Below are 18,560 nucleotides of genomic sequence, written 5' to 3' on the forward strand. Positions count from 1 at the left end.
CATGGCCTGGCGCGTGATGGCCGCATCGGCCACGGGACGGTCCCATCTGGACCGCGGGCAGCCCTGCCAGGACGCCTATGCGTCGGTGCAGGTGGGGCAGACATTGGTCGCGGTGGTCTGCGATGGCGCAGGCTCCGCATCGCACAGCGATGTGGGCGCCCGGCATGTATCCAGTAGCGTGGCGTCGTTGGTTACCGGGTCCGCGCAGCTCGGCGCCGATCCACTGGCACTGCCGGTGGACGCGCTGCGCAGCATCATCGAAACCGCTGTCGACGATGCGCGCGGGCAGCTGGCGATGCTTGCGCTGAGCCAGGGCCTGAAGCTATCCGACCATGCCTGCACGCTGGTAGGGGCGGTCGCTACACGCGATGGAGGGTGGTTCTTCCATGTGGGCGATGGCGTGGCCGCCTGTGCGTTCAGCAATGAATCGCCCGATGCGGTATCGCTGCCTGCCAATGGTGAGTACGCCAACGAAACCTGGTTCGTGACCGGTGGCAACTGGCGCGAGCAGCTGCGGTTGACCCGCTTCGAAGGGGCCATCGATGCGCTGGTGCTGATGTCCGACGGCGTGCAGCCGTTTGCGATGTCGCGCGCGGGCGACAGCCTGTTCCAACCGTTCATCGCACCGGTGATCCGTTATCTGGCCGGCGTGGACGAGACCCACGGCAGCCAGGCGTTGCATGCGACGCTGGCCGACCCGCGCACCGATCAGATCACCGGCGACGACAAGACGTTGCTGGTCGCGCTGCCGGCCTGAGCACATGCCCGGGCGCAGCGGCGAAAAGGTCTACGACGCGCAGCGCAGGCCGCTCACCCTGGAGCGGCTGCTCAAGAGTGGCGGTGCGGGCAGCGTGTTCACCCTCAAGGAGCGGCCGCGCGAAGTGGCCAAGCTCTACCATTCGGACAAGGACGCGCGCGTCTATGAGCGCAAGCTGCAGGCGATGCTGGAGCTGCAGCCGGATCTGCCGCCGATGGAAGGGCAGGGGGCCGACCAGGTACAGATTGCCTGGCCGATGACCCTGCTGCGGGACCGAAGGGGGCGCTTCATCGGCTTCACCATGCCGATCCTGGATCTGTCGGCCACCAGCGATCTGGAACATGTGCTGCAGGAGCGGCAGGCGCGTGCCGAGGGCCTGCCCACCGGATTGGGCGCGAAGATGACCCTGGCCGCCAACCTGGCGGTGATGCTGGCCGCGCTGCACCGGCGGCAGCACTATGTGGTCGACCTCAAGCCGCTGAACGTGCGGTTCTATCGCAGCACCTTGTTCATCGCGATGCTCGATTGCGATGGTTTCAGCATCCAGGGCAAGGGCGAGCGCTTCCCGGCCGGGCAGGTCACCACCGATTATCTGGCGTCCGAGTTCCAGCAGCCGGGGGTGAAGCCGGGCCAGGAGGAGGCGCAGGATCGATTCGCGCTGGCGGTGATGGTGTTCCAGCTGCTCAATTCCGGCCTGCATCCGTATGCGGGCCGGCCGCAGGGGGCGACGGTGCCCAGTGACCTGCCGGCACGCATCGCCGCCAACCTGTACCCCTACGCGCGTGGCAAGCCGCATCCGCGGATGCTGCCCTCGCCGGTCAGCGGCCATGAGATGTTTCCGCCGGCGCTGCGCGACATGTTTGATCGTGCGTTCTCGGCGCAGGCGCGGCGGAGGCCTTCGGCGCAGGAATGGGCCACGCTGCTGCTGGACTACGCACGGCGCAACGCCGGTCAGCTGGTGGCGTGCGGCAAGGACGCGGCCCACCAGCATTTTGTCGGCATGCCCTGTGCCGCCTGCGCCCGCGCGGAACTGCTGGCCGGCAGCGCACGCGCGGCGCAGACCCGTAGGCGGCAGAAACCGAACAAGGCCCGCAAGCAGCGTGCACGCACCGCCGCGCGCGTCGCCCAGGCGCAGCCGGTCGCCGCGCAGGCGTCGGCGGCCAGCGGCGTTCCCGGCGTGATGTCGCGGGTGACGATGGCGGTGATCGGCACGCTGCTGCTGGGCTGGGTGATGGGCTGGGGCATGCCGGCCTACCGCCGCTACAGCGCGCTGGTGGACCCGGGCATCTGGGATGGCGTGGGGCTGGCCGTGCAGATGGCCATGCTGGCGATCGCGATCCTGCTGTTCATCCTGTTCGTGCCGATGCTGATCATGAGCAAGCGCCCATGAAGCTGCTGGGTGTACTGGCCGTGCTGTTGCTGGCGCTGATCGGGATGGCGCCGTTCTGGGGCGACCTCGGCGTGCTGGTCTACGGCTCGATCGGCTGGCTCGGACGAGTGCTGTCGAGCGGCGTGTTGAGTGATGGCAGGGCGGCGTTGCGTGCTGCGCTGCTGATCGGCGGAGCGGTGTCGGTGCTGTCATTCCTGCGCGTAGCGGTGCAGGACCGGGCCGTGGACTATCTGATCGCGTCGGTGATGTTCGGCTTCCTCTCTTTCGTCGTCTTCATCGTCACCGGCATTTCCGGGGATGGCGCTACGGGCACCGGAAGCGGTCAACAGGGGCCGAGCTCGGTACTGGTCGGCGAGGATCGCACTGCGGTTCCGCGCTGGTACTCGCGCGGTCATTTCGAGCGGGAAATGCTCAACAAGGTGCACGAAACCGCGCGCACAGCTGCCCGTGGCGATCTGCCGCGTACGCAGGCGCTGATGCAGGAGCTGGATCTGTGGGCGCGCAATGGCCCCGTGCTGCGCGAAGACCGCACCGAGTACGAGCGCCTGCGCGCGGCGTACAACGAGACCATCGAGACCCTTGCCGCCCGGTCCGGCCGCCGCACGCAAAGGACGGCGGGGCTGGCCAGCGATGCGGGCGCGATGGTGGACCGGCTGACGGCGGAGGAAGCGCGCGAGCTGGAGCTGAAGCAGGTCGAGCTGCTGCAGCAGATGTGGAAGCTCTCGCCATCGAGCACCTCGGTTGCGATGCGCCTGCTGGCGACGGATCTGCAGGAGCTGGCGATCCGCTCACGGTGGTCGCCGCGCAAGCCGTTCGACCGTGAGGGCGACGCGGCACTGGAAGAGCGCCTGTGGCGCATCCACGGCACGCAGGAGGTGTTGTTTGCCTATGCACCGCTGGAGGAGCGTCTGTGGAATGCCTACGCTTCGACGATGGTCGACACGGACGAAGAGCTGGCGCTGGGCGCGCTGGTGATTGCCGGACTGATCGACCGCAGTGACAAGAACGCTTCGTCCGATCCCGCCCGGTTCGACGTGAACACGCTGCTGCTTGGCAGCGACGTGTTCATGCTCTCGACGCTGCTGGCCAGTGCGTCCGAAGACCGCATGGAGATCCTGACGGCGCGCGCGACACTGCTGCTGGGCGATGACGATCGGCAGGCGAAGGCAGGCAAAGGCAATGCGCCGGACGCCGCCGACACCGCCGCAGACCCCGCTGGCCCGGCGGTCTCGGAGCCTTCGCCGCCGGCGGTCCCGAAAGCGGACACCGCCAGGCAGGCGCAACGCGCGATGCCGCCAGCGGGGATGCTGGTCGATCGCAAGGGCCTGGCGTTGCGTACGTCACCCTCTCTGCCGCCGTCGTCGCCACCAGCAGAGTATGGGCAGGTGCTGGTCGACCTGCCCGCCGCCGGCTTCAAGGACCTGCGCCATGGCATCCCGCTGCGCGCACCTGTGGAGGCCGACACCATGGTGACCCTGCAGGTGGATGTCTGGCAGACCGGCGTGGTTACGGCTGTGCTGGTGGAAGGCAGCAGTGGCAGCGCCCAGCTGGATGAGGCCGCGCGCCGGGGCGCACGCACCTGGCTCAGCGCGTCGAAGGTGCCCACAGGCGGCGAGCGCAGGCAGGTGACGGTCGTGTTCAAAGCGCCTGTCGCCGCCACGCCGCCGGCGGTGACCGTGGACGCACCAGCGCCGACGGCCATGGACCCGCCGCCGCCGCAGCTGGATCCCGAGCAGGCGCTGGGCGCGCAGTTGGCGGCGATGACGCGCCGGCATCCCCCGCGTTATCCGCGTGGTGACGGGGAGACGGTGCTGGAAGGCAGCGTCGAGCTGCTGATCACCATGTCAGCCGAGGGGCGCGTGCTCGATGTGACCGTGGACCGCAGCAGCGGACATCCTGCGCTGGATCGCGCCGCCCGTGAGGCTGCACTGCAATGGCACGTCACCCCCCGGCGGCCGGTGACCACGGTCAAGCAGATCACCCTGCGTCTCCCGGTGCAGTTCGAGGGCGGCTGACGGATCAGCCCGGGACGCGGCCGTCACCGCGGCCGTCACCGCGCCCGTACCGGTTGCCGCAGCACCGTTTTCAGGCGAGCAGGCTCTACCTTGCGTGGGTCGCCCAGGTAGATCTCATGATGCGGCCCGGCGAAGGTCAGCCCCTGTGCCGGCATGATCCGTTCATGCAGTTCGGCCAGTGTCGGGCCCTCGTCATCGTAGGCGCCTACATGCAGCGTCTGCAGGCACAGGCCTTCCTCGTAAAGCGCCAGGCGCAGGCTCTGCGGCGCGGTACCACGCTTGTTCGATGCCTTGGCAACCGCTTCGCTGAAACGCAGAACGTCGACGTCCAGCGGTGTGCGGATCATCATCGTCCAGCGCCACGCGTACTTGCGCCGTGCCACGAAGCTGGACGGGTCGTCGGCCCACCACAGTCCCTCCAGCGGCGGCACCACGTAGTCCCGTCCTTCGGTCTTCATCGCGAACTTCAGTGCGTAGCTGACCGAGTACAGCCACTCCACCGCATCGCGATAGGCCGGCGCCTGGTTCGGATCACCCTGGCCATCGACCATCACGAAGGACATCGGCGGCACCTCGATCCGTATGAACGAGCCGACCGGTGGCCGGTACAGCGCCTTGTCCTGCGTCTTGAAGTCGATCTTCGCTGGCGTGGCGGCGGACCGGGTCATTGCGCGGCTCCGTTGGCAGGCCCCTTCAGCTCCACCGTGTTGCCGTCCGGATCCTTGAAGTACAACGACAATCCGTCGCCCTCGGCACCGAAGTTGACTTCGGCCGGCGCCGGCACCGGTACGCCGTGGGCGGCCAGGTGGGCGACCAGCGCCGCTTCGTCGAAGGGGTGCACGCGCAGGCACAGGTGGTCGACGTTGCGCCCTTCGCTGCCCGCTCCGCTGCCGCCGTGGCGACCGAGCGTGCCGTCCAGGCTGATCAGGTCGATCATCGATGCGCCCGCGCGCAGGTGCACCAGACCCAGGTGCTCGCGCCGCCGCACCACCGCGCAGCCCAGCACCTGGCCATAGAAGGCTTCGCTGCGGGCCAGATCGCGCACCCTCAGCACCAGGTGGTCGATGCGTTCAACGCTGAAGGGTCTGTCCATGCCGGATTCCTCGAAGAAAGGGGAGTCACAACTTGCTGAACCTGTTCAGTCGACTGTGCCGAACGAGGGGCCTCGTCGTCCTCGTGGCCGATGCTACGCTGCCGTCCCCGCGCGTTCTGCCTGCCGCAATGGCGCGGTGCGACAACGTGTCGCATCCAGATCCGGGCCTTTCCTGCGCCTGATCATTGTCAATGCCTTTCTTAAATGGTGGGTGACGGCCTAAAATTGAAAGGCTGACTCGACCCCACCTCACCTGCCTGTCTTCTGGACGGGTGGGCCCGGCTTTGGCCGGTGCGGGCAGGACGGGGAACGGCATTCCCTCGCAATTGGATCGACCGATGATTCCGTTGAAAACCCTTGGGCGCTGGTTGCGCCCGGGCCTGCTGCTCGCATTGCTGGTGATGCTCACCGGCTGCGATGCCGTGGCCATCCTCAGTCCGAAGGGCCAGATCGGCCAGGATGAAAAGACACTGCTGATCACGGCCACCGTGCTCATGCTGCTGGTCGTCATCCCGGTCATCATCATGACCCTGACCTTCGCGTGGAAGTATCGCGCCTCCAACACCAAGGCCCGCTACGAGCCGAAGTGGTCCCACTCGACGGCGATCGAGGTGGTGGTGTGGTCGATCCCCTGCATGATCGTGCTGGTCCTGGCGGTGCTGACCTGGCGGTCCTCGCACGCGCTGGATCCGTACAAGCCCCTGGAATCGGACGTCAAGCCGGTCACCATCCAGGCGATCTCGCTGGACTGGAAGTGGCTGTTCATCTATCCGGAAGAGAAGGTCGCGGTCGTCAACGAGATCAAGTTCCCGGTCAACACCCCGCTGAACTTCGAGATCACCTCCGATACGGTGATGAATGCGTTCTTCATCCCGCACCTGGGCAGCATGATCTATTCGATGGCGGCGATGGAGACCAAGCTCCACCTGATCGCCAACGAGACCGGTGAATTCCCGGGCATGTCCTCGCACTACAGCGGTGCAGGCTTCGCCAAGATGCATTTCACTGCCTACTCGGTCACCGATGCGCAGTACCGCCAGTGGCTGGACCAGGTCCGTGCCGGCGAGCAGAGCCTGGACAAGGCCTCGTTCAAGGCGCTGGGTGAAGCGAAGAATTCCGAGTGGTACCCGGTCACCTACTTCGGCAAGGTTGAAGACAACCTGTTCGACTGGGTCATCGCCAAGCACATGGGCGACAACAAGCACTACGGCATGAAGCATTCCCATGCGGGTGCGGCTGCTGCCGATGCGTCCAGCCATGAAGCGCACGAGGGGCACGCCCCGAGCGACGCGCATGATGCCAAGGAATCCGGGAAGAACCTGGATGCCACCGAAGAACACGAACACGCTGGCCATGAAGGCCACATGGGTTCGGGAGAATGAACATGTTGGGAAAACTCTCTCTTGAGTCGATCCCCCACGATCCAATCGTGCTGACCACCCTGGTCGGTGCGGTGCTGGGTGGCCTGGGCGTGATGGCCCTGATCACCAAGTTCAAGCTGTGGGGCTATCTGTGGAAGGAGTGGTTCACCTCGGTGGATCACAAGAAGATCGGCGTGATGTACATCATCGTCGCCTTCGTCATGCTGCTGCGCGGTTTCTCCGACGCGATCATGATGCGTACCCAGCAGGCCATCGCCGTCGGCGGGTCCGAGGGTTACCTGCCGCCGCACCACTACGACCAGATCTTCACCGCCCACGGCGTGATCATGATCTTCTTCGTGGCGATGCCGCTGATCACCGGCCTGATGAACCTGGCCGTGCCGCTGCAGATCGGTGCGCGCGACGTCGCGTTCCCGTTCGTGAACTCGCTCAGCTTCTGGCTGTTCGTGTCCGGTGCGGTGCTGATCATGCTGTCGCTGTGGATCGGTGAATTCGCCGCCACCGGCTGGCTGGCGTTCCCGCCATTGTCGGGCATCGAGTACAGCAACAATGTAGGTATGGACTACTACATATGGGGACTACAGGTGGCGGGTCTGGGTACCACGTTGAGTGGTATCAACTTCTTCATCACCATCCTCAAGATGCGCACCCCGAGCATGAAGCTCATGCAGATGCCGGTCTTCACCTGGACCGCTCTGGTGACCAACGTGCTGATCGTCGCCGCCTTCCCGGTGCTGACCATCACTCTGGTGCTGCTGACCCTGGACCGTTACCTGGGTACGCACTTCTTCACCAATGACGGTGGCGGCAACGCCATGCTGTACATCAACCTGATCTGGATCTGGGGCCACCCGGAAGTCTATATCCTGGTGCTGCCGGCCTTCGGCGTGTTCTCCGAGGTCATCGCGACCTTCTCGCGCAAGGCCCTGTTCGGCTACAAGGGCATGGTCTACGCCACCGCCTGCATCGGCGTGCTGTCGTTCATCGTGTGGCTGCACCACTTCTTCACCATGGGCTCGGGTGCCAACGTCAATGCCTTCTTCGGCATCACGACGATGATCATCTCCATCCCCACCGGCGTGAAGATCTTCAACTGGCTGTTCACCATGTTCCGCGGTCGCGTGCAGTTCACCACGCCCGTGCTGTGGACCATCGGCTTCATGGTCACCTTCACCATCGGCGGCATGACCGGCGTGATGCTGGCGATCCCGGCCATCGACTTCGTGCTGCACAACAGCCTGTTCCTGATCGCCCACTTCCACAACGTCATCATCGGCGGCGTGGTGTTCGGCATGTTCGCCGGCATCACCTACTGGTGGCCGAAGATGTTCGGCTTCCGCCTCAACGAGTTCTGGGGCAAGTGCGCGTTCTGGTGCTGGTTCATCGGCTTCTATGTGACCTTCATGCCGATGTACGTGCTGGGCTTCATGGGCATGACCCGTCGTCTGCAGAGCACCGTCAACCCGGCCTACGAGCCGTTCCTGCTGGTGGCCGCTGTGGGCGCCTTCATCGTGGGTGCCGGCATCCTGTGCCAGATCATCCAGGTGGCCGTGTCGATCCGCGACCGCAAGAAGACCGCCGACCTGACCGGCGACCCGTGGGATGCCCGTACGCTTGAGTGGGAAACCTCTTCGCCGCCGGCCTTCTACAACTTCGGCACCCTGCCGGAAGTCACCGAGCTGGACGATTTCTGGGAGCGCAAGCAGCGTGGTGAAGCCTGGCCGAAGCCAGCCAAGTACACCGACATCCACATGCCGCGCAACACCGGCACCGGCGTTGTCATCGGCGCCTTCAGCCTGGTGTTCGGCTTTGCGATGATCTGGCACATCTGGTGGCTGGCCATCATCGGCTTCGTCGGCATGATCGCCACGTTCATCTACCGCACCTTCGACCAGGACGTGGACTACTGGGTCCCGGCTGCCGAGGTGGAACGCATCGAGAACGAACACCGCAAGCACCTGGAAGCCCAGGGCCTGGTGAAGTCGGAGCTGAAGGCATGAGCACCAATACCTCGACCCTGAGCCACGGGCACGCCGCACACGCGGCGGCCCATGGCCATGACGACCACGAGCACCACGACACCGGCGGCAACACCGTCTTCGGTTTCTGGGTGTACCTGATGAGCGACTGCCTCATCTTCGCCTCGCTGTTTGCCACCTACGTGGTGCTGGCCGGCGGCACTGATGGCGGCCCCGGCGCGAAGGACCTGTTCGAGCTGCCGTTCGTGGCGTGGGAAACCGCGCTGCTGCTGACCTCGTCGCTGACCTTCGGCCTGGGCATGATCTCCATGCACCGCAAGCAGGTCGGCCAGATGTTCCTGTGGCTGGGCATCACCTGGCTGCTGGGCTTCGGCTTCATGTGCATGGAAGTCTATGAATTCCAGCACCTGATCCATCAGGGCTACGGTCCGGACCGCAGTGCGTTCCTGTCGGCGTTCTTCGCCCTGGTCGGTACCCACGGCCTGCACGTCAGCGCCGGCCTGCTGTGGCTGCTGGTGATGTTCGTGCAGCTGAAGAAGTACGGCCTGACCCCGACCAACAAGACCCGCATGGCGTGCCTGAGCCTGTTCTGGCACTTCCTGGACCTGATCTGGATCGGCGTGTTCTCCGTCGTCTACCTCAATGGAGCGCTGTAATGGCACATGACAACCATGCACACGACCACGCCGCCGGCGGCGAAAGCCACGGCACCGTGAAGTCGTACCTGATCGGCTTCGTGCTGGCGGTGGTGCTGACCGTCATCCCGTTCTACATGGTGATGTCGGGTGATTTCTCGCGCACCGTCAACGGTGTGGTGATCGCCATCACCGCGGTGCTGCAGATGCTGGTCCACCTGGTGTTCTTCCTGCACCTGGACCGCTCGTCGGAGAGCCGCTGGAACGTCAACGCTGCGGCCTTCACCGTGGTGGTGATCGGCATCATCGTGGTCGGTACCCTGTGGGTCATGCACAACATGAACGTGCACATGATGCACTGACGTCTTCGCGACGTTGCCACGCAGAAAGGCCGCCCCCGGGCGGCCTTTCTGTTTGTTGCGCGATCGCGGGGAACGCATCCACGCATGGCGTGGATCTACCGATCACCGCGAAGTCCCTGCACAGTAGATCCACGCCATGCGTGGATGCGGTTGCCGTTCAATGCACCGGAGGAAGCAGTAGATCCACGCCATGCGTGGATGCAGTTGCCGTTCAATGCATCCGGGGTACGCAGTAGATCCACGCCATGCGTGGATGCAGTTGCCGTTCAATGCATCCGGGGTATGCAGTAGATCCACGCCATGCGTGGATGCGGTTGCCGTTCAATGCACCGGAGGAAGCAGTAGATCCACGCCATGCGTGGATGCGGTTGCCGTTCAATGCATCCGGGGTATGCAATAGATCCACGCCATGCGTGGATGCGGTTGCCGCTCACCCCACCTTGCGCAGGAATTCCTCGGCCTCCATCGGCCGCCCCAGGTGGTAACCCTGCAGCTGGTCGCAGCCCAGCTCGCTCAGGTAATCGCGCTGGGCCTGGGTCTCCACGCCCTCGGCCACCACCTGCAGCTGCAGGGTACGGCCCAGCGCGATGATCGAGGACACGATGGCGGAATCTTCGTCATTGCGTTCAAGGTCATGCACGAACGCCCGGTCGATCTTCAGCTCGGTAGCCGGCATGCGCTTGAGGTACAGCAGGCTGGAATAGCCGGTACCGAAATCATCGATGGCGATGTGCACGCCCATCGCGGTCAGATCGTTGAGGATCGCCAGGCTGGCCTCGACATCCTTCATCGCCGTGGTTTCGGTGATCTCCAGGGTCAGCCGCGCCGGGTCGATGCGATGCCGCTGCAGGACCGAACGCACGCTTTCAAGCAGGGCCGGCGAGGCGAACTGCAGCGGCGACAGGTTCACCGCCATCGTCCAATGGCTGTGTCCGCCGTCATGCCAGGCGCGCAGCTGCGCGCACGCCTGGTCCAGCACCCAGTCGCCGATCGGCAGGATCAGGCCGCTGCGCTCGGCGATGGGAATGAACACGTCCGGCGCCAGCAGGCCCAGTTCCGGGTGCTGCCAGCGCAGCAGCGCCTCGGCGCCGGTGGCCGGTGCATCGGCCGCCGGGAATTTCGGCTGGTAGTGCAGCAGCAGCTCGTTGCGCGCGATCGCCTTGCGCAGGTCCTGCAGCAGCCGCAGCTGGCGGTTGGCACTGAGCTGCATCGAGGGAATGAAGAAGGTGTAGCCGTTCCGGCCGGTTTCCTTGGTGTGGTACATCGCCGCATCGGCATGTGCCATCAACTCGCGTTCGTCGCTGGCATCGTCCGGATACAGGGCAATGCCCAGGCTGGCGGTAACCTGCAGTTCGGCAGCGTCCAGCACGAACGGTTCACCGGCCGCGGCGATCACCCGCTCGGCGACCACCGCCGCATCATCAGGTGCATCGATGGCCAGCACGATCACGAACTCGTCGCCGCCGAGGCGGGCGAGGGTGTCCTGCGGGCGCAGCTGCGCGCCCAGGCGCTGGGCCACCGCGACCAGCAGGCGGTCACCCAGCTGGTGGCCATAGGCATCGTTGACGGCCTTGAAGCCATCCAGGTCGCAGAACATCACCGCCACCGACTGCTGGCGGCGTTGCGCCTTCTCGATGGCCTGCTCGATGCGATCCTGCAGCAGCATGCGGTTCGGCAGCTGGGTCAGCGGATCGTGCAGTGCGGCCTGGATCAGCTTGTCGTTGGCGTGCGCCAGGGAATCGGCCAGCAGGCCGGTGCGCACGCGCATCTGGCGGTCGAACAACGAGGCCACCAGGGCGATGCCGAGCGTGGCCAGGGTGGTCACGATCACCAGCACTGCCAGCCAGCGGGGATCGATGCCGCCGCTGCCGATGGCGCCGCAGACGCTGCCTGGCGGGAAGCGCGCGGCGGCCATGCCGGTGTAGTGCATGCCGACGATGGCCAGGCCCATCACCAGCGACGCCAGCATCCGCAGGCGCACCGTGTTGCGCTGTTCCACGCGCAGCCGGAAGGCAATCCACAACGCTGCACCGGCGGCAGCGATGGCCACTGCGATCGACGCGGCAAACCAGCCGGGGTGGTAATCGATACCGGGCTGCATGCGCATGGCGGCCATGCCCAGGTAGTGCATGGCGGCGATACCCAGTCCCATCAGCACCGCACCCGCGGCCAGCCGCTGCAACGGCAGGCTGGGGCGCGACACCAGCCACAGCGCATAGGCCGACGCGCCGATCGACACCGCCAGCGAATACAGGGTGATCGCCAGGTCGTAACCGACCGGAACCGGCAGCTTGAAGGCCAGCATCGCGATGAAGTGCATCGACCAGATGCCCAGGCCCATCGCGGCGGCACCGCCGGCCAGCCACCAGCGGGCGACCCGGCCCTGGGCCGTGGCCAGGCGGCCGGCCATATCCAGCGCGGTATACGATGCCAGCATGGCCACCAGCAACGAGATGGCGACCAGGCTCTGACTGTAACTACCAGTCATGTTGAATCCAGAGGAGGAGGGAGGGGCGCCCGCAAGGCGCACGCCCGCCACCGCTATCGGCACCGACGGGTGGGACTTGAGTGGTCGCAGCAGCTGCGACCCGGCTCGGCTATCCTGCCACGCTCGTTGCCCCTGCAGGAAATCTCCGATGGCCAAAGCCCGCACCGCGTATGTCTGCAATGAATGCGGCGCCGAATACAGCAAGTGGCAAGGCCAGTGCACCGAGTGCAATGCCTGGAACTCGCTGTCGGAAATCGTCCTTGAGAGCGCTGCGGCGGCCAAGGCGCCCGCCTCGCGCCGTGCCGGCTGGGCGGGCAAGATCGACCCGCCGAAGATCACCGCACTGAAGGACGTGGCGCAGACCGAACACAACCGGGTCAGCACCGGCATCGGTGAATTCGACCGCGTGCTCGGCGGCGGCCTGGTCGAGGGCGCGGTGGTGCTGGTCGGTGGTGATCCGGGCATCGGCAAATCCACCCTGCTGCTGCAGGCGGTGGCGAAGATGGCTGCGGTCCTGCCGGTGCTCTACGTCACCGGTGAAGAATCACTGGCCCAGGTCGCCGGCCGCGCGCATCGGCTGGAGCTGCCGCTGGAGGGCGTCAACGCGCTGGCCGAGACCGGTGTCGAATCCATCCTGCAGCACGCCACCAAGAGTGGGCCGCGGCTGATCGTGGCCGATTCGGTACAGACCCTCTGGACCGAGACGCTGACCGCCGCGCCCGGTTCGGTCAGCCAGGTGCGCGAGAGTGCCGCACGGCTGGTGCGTTTCGCCAAGGAAACCGGAACCGCCGTGTTTCTGGTCGGCCATGTGACCAAGGAAGGCGGCATCGCCGGCCCGCGCGTGCTGGAGCACATGGTCGATGCCGTGCTGTATTTCGAGGGCGAGAGTGGCAGCCGCTTCCGCCTGCTGCGCGCGTTCAAGAACCGCTTTGGTGCGGTCAACGAGCTGGGCGTGTTCGCGATGGGCGACAAGGGCCTGAAGGAGGTCTCCAATCCGTCGGCGATCTTCCTTTCCGGTGCCAGCACGCACCAGCCGGGCAGCTGCGTGATGGTTACCCGCGAGGGCACCCGGCCGCTGCTGGTGGAAGTGCAGGCGCTGGTCGACGCCTCGCCGCTGTCCAATCCGCGCCGCGTGGCGGTGGGGCTGGAGCAGAACCGCCTGGCCATGCTGCTGGCGGTGCTGCATCGGCATGGCGGCGTGCTGGTCGGCGACCAGGACGTGTTCGTCAACGTGGTCGGCGGCATCCGCGTGCAGGAGACCGCCGCCGACCTGCCGGTGCTGCTGGCGGTGCTGTCCTCGCTGCAGGACCGTCCGCTGGCCGAGAAGACCATCGCATTCGGCGAAGTCGGCCTGTCCGGTGAGATCCGGCCGGTGCCCAACGGCGAGGACCGCCTGCGCGAGGCGGCGACCCACGGTTTCAAGCGCGCCATCGTGCCCAAGGCCAATGCCCCCAAGGGCGGCTCGGTGAAGGGCATGGAAGTGATCGCGGTCGAACGCCTGTCCGAGGCAATCGACGCGGCGTGACCGGGGTCGGGTCCGTGCTCGGACCTGCAGATGCGGCCGACGGCACAGCAGCGGTCAGCCAGCCTGTGCTAGTTTTCCCGGCTCGACGAAGGCGCCCCCTGGCGCCTTTCCGTGGCAAGGAGTAATCGTTTACATGCAGGACCCGATGTTCAGCACCCCCGCCGCCGAAATCCGCCGCGCCGGGGTCGATCTCAATGGACTGATGACGGTGCTGGGCAAGCACCTGTATTCCACGCCGATGGTGGCGCTGCGCGAGCTTGTGCAGAACGCGCACGATTCGATCATCCGTCGCCGTATCGAGCAGCCCGGCATCCAGAGTGTGTCGCGCATCGACGTGCAGGTCGATGTCGCCGCCGGCGTGCTGCGCATCACCGATACCGGTGCCGGCCTGACCCGGCAGGAAATCCACGATTACCTGGCCACGGTCGGTGTCGGTTACACCCGGGGCCTGCGCCAGGACGGCGAGGACGATGAAGGCCTGATCGGCATGTTTGGCCTGGGTTTCCTGTCGGCCTTCGTATTGGCGCGCCGTGTCAGCGTGCGCACCACCTCCTACCAGGCGCCGCAGCTGGGCCACCTGTACGTGTCCAGCAACGCCGAGCAGTACACCGTCAGCGAAGTGCCGGCGCGCGCGATCGGCACCGAGGTCGAGCTGGAGCTGCATCCGGACTTCCTGCCGCTGGCCAACGAAGCGCGCCTGCACGAGGTGCTGGGCCGCTACTGCGCGCTGCTGTCCGAGCCGATCTTCATCGGTGCGGCGACGGCCGCGATCAATCCCGAACCGCCGCCGTGGCGCGGGCAGGGTGACGTCGCCCTGCATCCGGTGCAGGCACGCCGCCAGGCGCAGCAGTTCGCGGCCCGTTTCGAACACGATTTCGAGCCCATCGTGACGATGCCGGTGCAGCCCGATGGCAGCAGCGACGCCGTTGGCATGCTCTGGGTGCAGGACGGTGCTACCTACGGCACCAGCGACAACCGCAACCTGTCGGTGTTCGTGCGCGGCATGCTGCTGGACGACGATGCACGCGACCTGCTGCCGCCTTGGGCCGGTTTCATCGGCGGGGTGATCGAATCGTCGAAGCTGACCCCGACCGCCAGCCGCGAGGACCTGCAGCGCGATGACCACTATCGCGCCGTGCAGCACGCCCTGTTGGAAGCGCTGATCGATGGCCTGGCCGACGTCGCCCGGCAGCAGCCCGAAGCCTGGCGCCGCGTGCTCAGCCGCCACAATGAAGCCCTGCTGGGCGCGGCGCTGTGCGATGAGCGCCTGTTCGACCTGCTGCTGGAACACGTGCGGGTGCCGACTTCGCAGGGTGACCTGCCGGCCAGCGCGTTGCCGGCGCGCGGCGCAGTGCATGTGATCCTCGACAACGGTGGTGGCTTCGAGGAAATGCTGTTCCGCGCGATGGGCGTGCCGGTCGCGCATGGTCATCGCTACGCGGTGGTGCCGTTCCTGCGGCGCTGGGCCCAGGCCAAGGGCCTGCGCCTGGTCGAACTGGGTACCGAGCAGGGCAACCGCGCACTGTTCCGCACCGACGACAGCCTTGACGATACGCAGCTGGCCTGGCTGCGCGAACACCTGGGCGACGGCGAACAGCTGCTGCCGGCGCGGTTCAGCCCCGAGGCGCTGCCGGTGGTGGTGGTGCCCGACCGCGAGGCCGAACTGAAGCAGCGCCTGGAAGACGACGAGAACGACAAGCGCGTATCGATGGCGGCACTGCGGCTGGCGCGCCAGTTCACCGCGCGCATCGAGGCGCGTGCGCCGTCGCGGCTGTACCTCAACCTGGACAATCCAGCGGTGCAGGCGTTGCTGCAGGCCCAGCGCGAGGGCCACCCGCAGGCCGGGGCGGCAGCGCGCCTGCTGCGCTCGCTGAAGATCATCGTGTCCGCACAGGGCCGGCCGCTGCAGCAGAGCGCGGCGACGCCGGGCCCCGATCTCAATGGTGCATTTACCGACATTGCCGGTGCCCTGCAGCAGATGCTGCGCTGAGCACCGCTACCCCCTCTCATCCAGCCTTCGCTAGACAGGAGCATTACCCCCATGGATATCTGGAACTGGGTCGAAAAACTGCAGGAAGACCTGCGCCAGGCAGGCCAGGCGCAGAACGCCCACCTGCTGACCCGCCTTGCCGATGAAGTCAGTGAACTGCAGGTCGACCGCGTCGATGCACTGCTGCCCGAAGCGCGCGCGCTGGGCAAGGCGCTGGACAACCCCTGGGTCGACGTCTATGTCGGCCATTGGGCGCTGCGCAACCGCGTCGGCAACCGCGTGGAAGGCGAAAGTGCGCTGGGCGAGTCGGTGGCGCTGTTCGAGCGCGCACACCGTGCCGATACCCTGGACTGCCCGCAGTCGATCTGCGTCACCCAGGATCTTGCCGCCTGCTACGGCAACATCGATGGTCCGGGCTGGGTGCCCGAACGCATCGAGGTCTGCGACGAGACGCTGGGCCGCATCGACCCGAGCTGGGCCTGCTTCCAGTGCCTGAGCTGCGAGAAGGCCGACGCGCTGCTGGACGACGGCCGCGGCCAGGACGCGCTGGATTACCTGCAGGTGCAGGCGGCGGCGATCCAGGCGCGCGGCAAGGAAGTGTTCGACAGCTTCCCTGAAATGCAGATCAAGATCCTGCTGGCCAGCGGCCGTGCGCAGGAAGCGCTGGCGCTGATCGAGAAGCGCGAAGCCGAAGTGGCCGCTGCGGGCGAATACGAGCCTGCCAACTGCACGGTGCCGCGCCGGCTGTCCAAGGCCTGGGCACTGGCCCAGCTGGGGCGCGATGAAGAGGCGCTGCAGCAGCTGGTGCCATGGAGCGAGCTGACGCCGAATCACTGGCGGTTGTGGGCCAATACCGCTTCGACACTGTGCAGCCGTGATGCCGCCCGCAACACCTGGGATCTGGGAACGCGCTTCAACACGATCATCGAGCACTTCGCCGCTGTCGGCGCGCATCGCCTGGTGATCGAGATCGCCGCGTTGAGCCTGGAGCTGGCCCTGCAGCGCGGTGCACGCTGGGTGGCGCAGCGCCAGCTGGGTCTGGCCCGCACCCATCTGGCGCAACTGCGCCAGGACCGCGGCGCTGCCGCGCTGGTGGCCGGTCTGGCGGCACGCATCGAAGCGCTGCCGCAGATGGCGCCGCTGCCGGTGCCTGCCGCTGAGCTGCTGGCGTGGCTGGAAGCGCAGGGCGAACAGAACCAGTCGCGCGATCCCGAGCGCGAAGCGCAGTGGCTGCTGCAGGCGCACGCCGAGCGGCCGGACGACGGCGCGCTGGCCGAGGTCGCCGCCTCGGCGCTGCACGCATGTGGCGCGAAGACGGAAGCGCAGGCGCTGCTGTGGGACTTCGTGCGCGGCCACGCGCAGGAAGACGGCGCGGCGGCCTTCACGCTGATGCGTTGGCTGGCCGAGCAGGGCGATGATGATGGCCTGCGCAGGCTGGCCGCGACCTACCGCGACAGCGTGCCGGTGTTCGCGCACTGGTGCGAGGTGCAGCGTGCACGGCGTGCGTCCGACTGGCCAGCGCTGGAGCAGGCCGCGCAGGCATTGCTGGCGTTGTCGCCGGAATCGAACGGCGCACGCGGTACGCTTGCCCGCATGTACATGGAGACCGGCCGCTTCAGCGAAGCGCAGGCCTGCTATGCGCAGCTGGTGGAACTGCTGGAAGAGCCCAGTGCCGCGCATTGGGACCATATGAGTGCGGCCAGTGCGGCGCGCGACTGGGATGCGGTGCGCCGCTCGGCGGCAGCAATCGGCATGGAACTGTCCAGCCAGCAGGGCGTGGTCGAAGAGCCCTGGGGCTGGGTGATCATCCGCAGCGAAGAAGGCGGCGAGCCGATGGAGTACTACGCCCGCCGCAGCGGCCCGGTGACCGCGCGCATCGTCGAGAACGCACCGGCCAACCGCGCGCAGCAGGTGGGAGACTGGGTGGTGTTCGACGCCGGCCTGGTACACCCCGCACCAGAGGACGAAGCGGAGCGCGAGCACTTCATTCCGACCTATGCGCAGGTGCATGTGCTGGAGCGGGGTGGTTTCGCGCGCAGCTGGCTGGTCGACGGCGCGCATCCGGGCGAGGAGGCATGGAACGCTTTCGTGGAGGCAGCCGAGGCACAGGGCTGGAAGGTGTGGTCGCACAGCCGTGCGGACTACACCGTGACCGATCCGGACGCGGAAGACGGGACGTTGCCGGGCCTGTTGTTCACCGTCGCCCAGCCGCAGGACCATGCGCCGCTGGCGCTGCACCGCTTCCTGCAGCAGGCCACGGCGGATTGGGCACATCCACACTGCTGGCTGCGCCTGGCCGAGGCCTGCGACCAGGACCGCCAGCCGCATCTGGACGCGATCGAACGGTACGGGTTGTAATCCCTGCCGCGCTGCGCGTTCGCCGGGCATGGCCCGGCGCTACCGGGCAACACGCATGGGTAGCGCCGGGCCATGCCCGGCGTCCTTCCACCACCAAGGAACTGGATATGCGAAAGACAGGGATGTGGGTGATCATCGGCCTGCTGCTGGCCCCCACCGTGCAGGCCGCGCCGGCCTGCCAGCAACCGGCTGACGTGGCGCGGGCCTTCTTCGAAGCGACCACCGGCAAGGGCGACCTGCTGGAGCCGCCGCAGGCACTGGCCAGTGCGGCGTTTGCCAAGGCGCTGCACGGCGAGCGTGCCTGCCAGGTGCGCGAAGAGGGCATCTGCACGCTCGATTCCGATCCGTGGCTGGACGCGCAGGACGGGGAGATCGACAGCCCGGTGCGCTACAGCTGGAAGCAGGCCTCGGCCACGGCCGGCCAGGTCGAAATGCGCTATCCGGTCTGGGGCAAGGCCTACGTGACCCGCGTGCCGATGGTGCGCAAAGGGGAGGGCTGCTGGCAGGTCGACGACATCCTCACCAACAGCGGTCGCTCGGTGCGCAGGATCCTGGCCCAACCGCTGCCCTGAGCATCCGGGGCATC

General features: G+C 66.7%; 14 protein-coding genes. 11 read left to right on the forward strand and 3 right to left on the reverse strand.

Annotation, left to right across the window (positions count from 1 at the left end; translation table 11 throughout):
* The first annotated feature begins 1 nt into the window (after window position 1).
* From CLM74_RS06190 to CLM74_RS06200, 3 genes are read left to right on the forward strand one after another with little or no spacing between them, the layout of a single operon-like run.
* Window positions 2–757 carry a PP2C family serine/threonine-protein phosphatase gene (locus CLM74_RS06190; protein ID WP_158684105.1) on the forward strand — a complete coding sequence of 252 codons (756 nt, stop codon included), beginning with the start codon at window positions 2–4 and terminating at the stop codon, window positions 755–757.
* A gap of 4 nt (window positions 758–761) precedes the next feature.
* On the forward strand, window positions 762–2,147 hold the full coding sequence (locus CLM74_RS06195) for a DNA-binding protein (RefSeq protein WP_105163662.1): 1,386 nt from the start codon (window positions 762–764) through the stop codon (window positions 2,145–2,147).
* Window positions 2,144–4,162, forward strand: coding sequence for an energy transducer TonB (locus CLM74_RS06200; protein WP_105163663.1), 2,019 nt, complete (start codon window positions 2,144–2,146; stop codon window positions 4,160–4,162). Before CLM74_RS06195 ends, CLM74_RS06200 begins: the two co-directional genes overlap by 4 nt.
* Before the next feature lie 35 nt (window positions 4,163–4,197).
* Here CLM74_RS06200 and CLM74_RS06205 read toward each other — a convergent pair whose 3' ends face one another.
* Together CLM74_RS06205 and CLM74_RS06210 are read right to left on the reverse strand one after the other, a co-directional pair.
* Window positions 4,198–4,830, reverse strand: coding sequence for a GyrI-like domain-containing protein (locus tag CLM74_RS06205; protein ID WP_105163664.1), 633 nt, complete (start codon window positions 4,828–4,830; stop codon window positions 4,198–4,200).
* The gene (locus CLM74_RS06210) at window positions 4,827–5,255 is read right to left on the reverse strand and encodes a VOC family protein (RefSeq protein ID WP_105163665.1); all 429 of its coding nucleotides are present in this window, start codon (window positions 5,253–5,255) and stop codon (window positions 4,827–4,829) included. Before CLM74_RS06210 ends, CLM74_RS06205 begins: the two co-directional genes overlap by 4 nt.
* A 338-nt stretch (window positions 5,256–5,593) precedes the next feature.
* On the opposite strand from CLM74_RS06210, the gene cyoA reads away from it, so the two are divergent.
* The 4 genes from cyoA to cyoD are packed head-to-tail and all read left to right on the forward strand — an operon-like array spanning window position 5,594 to window position 9,613.
* A complete protein-coding gene (gene cyoA / locus CLM74_RS06215) occupies window positions 5,594–6,637 on the forward strand; it encodes a ubiquinol oxidase subunit II (protein WP_025873834.1) in 1,044 nt (347 codons plus the stop codon).
* 2 nt (window positions 6,638–6,639) lie between these two features.
* The gene (cyoB, locus tag CLM74_RS06220; RefSeq protein WP_025873833.1) at window positions 6,640–8,637 is read left to right on the forward strand and encodes a cytochrome o ubiquinol oxidase subunit I; all 1,998 of its coding nucleotides are present in this window, start codon (window positions 6,640–6,642) and stop codon (window positions 8,635–8,637) included.
* On the forward strand, window positions 8,634–9,272 hold the full coding sequence (cyoC, locus tag CLM74_RS06225; RefSeq protein ID WP_025873832.1) for a cytochrome o ubiquinol oxidase subunit III: 639 nt from the start codon (window positions 8,634–8,636) through the stop codon (window positions 9,270–9,272). The genes cyoB and cyoC overlap by 4 nt, the downstream gene beginning before the upstream one ends.
* Entirely contained in the window at window positions 9,272–9,613 is a 342-nt protein-coding gene (cyoD, locus tag CLM74_RS06230; RefSeq protein ID WP_025873831.1) for a cytochrome o ubiquinol oxidase subunit IV, read from the forward strand. Before cyoC ends, cyoD begins: the two co-directional genes overlap by 1 nt.
* 430 nt (window positions 9,614–10,043) lie before the next feature.
* Here cyoD and CLM74_RS06235 read toward each other — a convergent pair whose 3' ends face one another.
* Entirely contained in the window at window positions 10,044–12,101 is a 2,058-nt protein-coding gene (locus CLM74_RS06235; RefSeq protein ID WP_025873830.1) for a bifunctional diguanylate cyclase/phosphodiesterase, read from the reverse strand.
* Window positions 12,102–12,249: 148 nt separating this feature from the next.
* Between CLM74_RS06235 and radA the strand changes: the two genes are divergently transcribed.
* The 4 genes from radA to CLM74_RS06255 all read left to right on the forward strand — a co-directional run bounded on the left by radA (window position 12,250) and on the right by CLM74_RS06255 (window position 18,546).
* Entirely contained in the window at window positions 12,250–13,626 is a 1,377-nt protein-coding gene (gene radA / locus CLM74_RS06240; RefSeq protein WP_025873829.1) for a DNA repair protein RadA, read from the forward strand.
* Between the two features lie 133 nt (window positions 13,627–13,759).
* Entirely contained in the window at window positions 13,760–15,616 is a 1,857-nt protein-coding gene (locus CLM74_RS06245) for an ATP-binding protein (protein ID WP_105163666.1), read from the forward strand.
* Window positions 15,617–15,667: 51 nt separating this feature from the next.
* Window positions 15,668–17,974 (forward strand): tetratricopeptide repeat protein, encoded by a 2,307-nt coding sequence (locus CLM74_RS06250; RefSeq protein ID WP_105163667.1) that lies wholly within the window; start codon window positions 15,668–15,670, stop codon window positions 17,972–17,974.
* A 107-nt stretch (window positions 17,975–18,081) separates the two neighbouring features.
* Entirely contained in the window at window positions 18,082–18,546 is a 465-nt protein-coding gene (locus CLM74_RS06255) for a hypothetical protein (RefSeq protein ID WP_105163668.1), read from the forward strand.
* Window positions 18,547–18,560 lie beyond the last annotated feature (14 nt).

The sequence above is a fragment of the Stenotrophomonas sp. MYb57 genome, from assembly GCF_002966815.1.
GTDB lineage: Bacteria > Pseudomonadota > Gammaproteobacteria > Xanthomonadales > Xanthomonadaceae > Stenotrophomonas > Stenotrophomonas indicatrix.

Coding starts and splice junctions, on each gene's coding strand:
- CLM74_RS06190 (WP_158684105.1), top strand. CDS start 2: ATGGCCTGGCGCGTGATGGCCGCATCGGCCACGGGACGGTCCCATCTG.
- CLM74_RS06195 (WP_105163662.1), top strand. CDS start 762: ATGCCCGGGCGCAGCGGCGAAAAGGTCTACGACGCGCAGCGCAGGCCG.
- CLM74_RS06200 (WP_105163663.1), top strand. CDS start 2,144: ATGAAGCTGCTGGGTGTACTGGCCGTGCTGTTGCTGGCGCTGATCGGG.
- CLM74_RS06205 (WP_105163664.1), bottom strand. CDS start 4,830: ATGACCCGGTCCGCCGCCACGCCAGCGAAGATCGACTTCAAGACGCAG.
- CLM74_RS06210 (WP_105163665.1), bottom strand. CDS start 5,255: ATGGACAGACCCTTCAGCGTTGAACGCATCGACCACCTGGTGCTGAGG.
- cyoA (WP_025873834.1), top strand. CDS start 5,594: ATGATTCCGTTGAAAACCCTTGGGCGCTGGTTGCGCCCGGGCCTGCTG.
- cyoB (WP_025873833.1), top strand. CDS start 6,640: ATGTTGGGAAAACTCTCTCTTGAGTCGATCCCCCACGATCCAATCGTG.
- cyoC (WP_025873832.1), top strand. CDS start 8,634: ATGAGCACCAATACCTCGACCCTGAGCCACGGGCACGCCGCACACGCG.
- cyoD (WP_025873831.1), top strand. CDS start 9,272: ATGGCACATGACAACCATGCACACGACCACGCCGCCGGCGGCGAAAGC.
- CLM74_RS06235 (WP_025873830.1), bottom strand. CDS start 12,101: ATGACTGGTAGTTACAGTCAGAGCCTGGTCGCCATCTCGTTGCTGGTG.
- radA (WP_025873829.1), top strand. CDS start 12,250: ATGGCCAAAGCCCGCACCGCGTATGTCTGCAATGAATGCGGCGCCGAA.
- CLM74_RS06245 (WP_105163666.1), top strand. CDS start 13,760: ATGCAGGACCCGATGTTCAGCACCCCCGCCGCCGAAATCCGCCGCGCC.
- CLM74_RS06250 (WP_105163667.1), top strand. CDS start 15,668: ATGGATATCTGGAACTGGGTCGAAAAACTGCAGGAAGACCTGCGCCAG.
- CLM74_RS06255 (WP_105163668.1), top strand. CDS start 18,082: ATGCGAAAGACAGGGATGTGGGTGATCATCGGCCTGCTGCTGGCCCCC.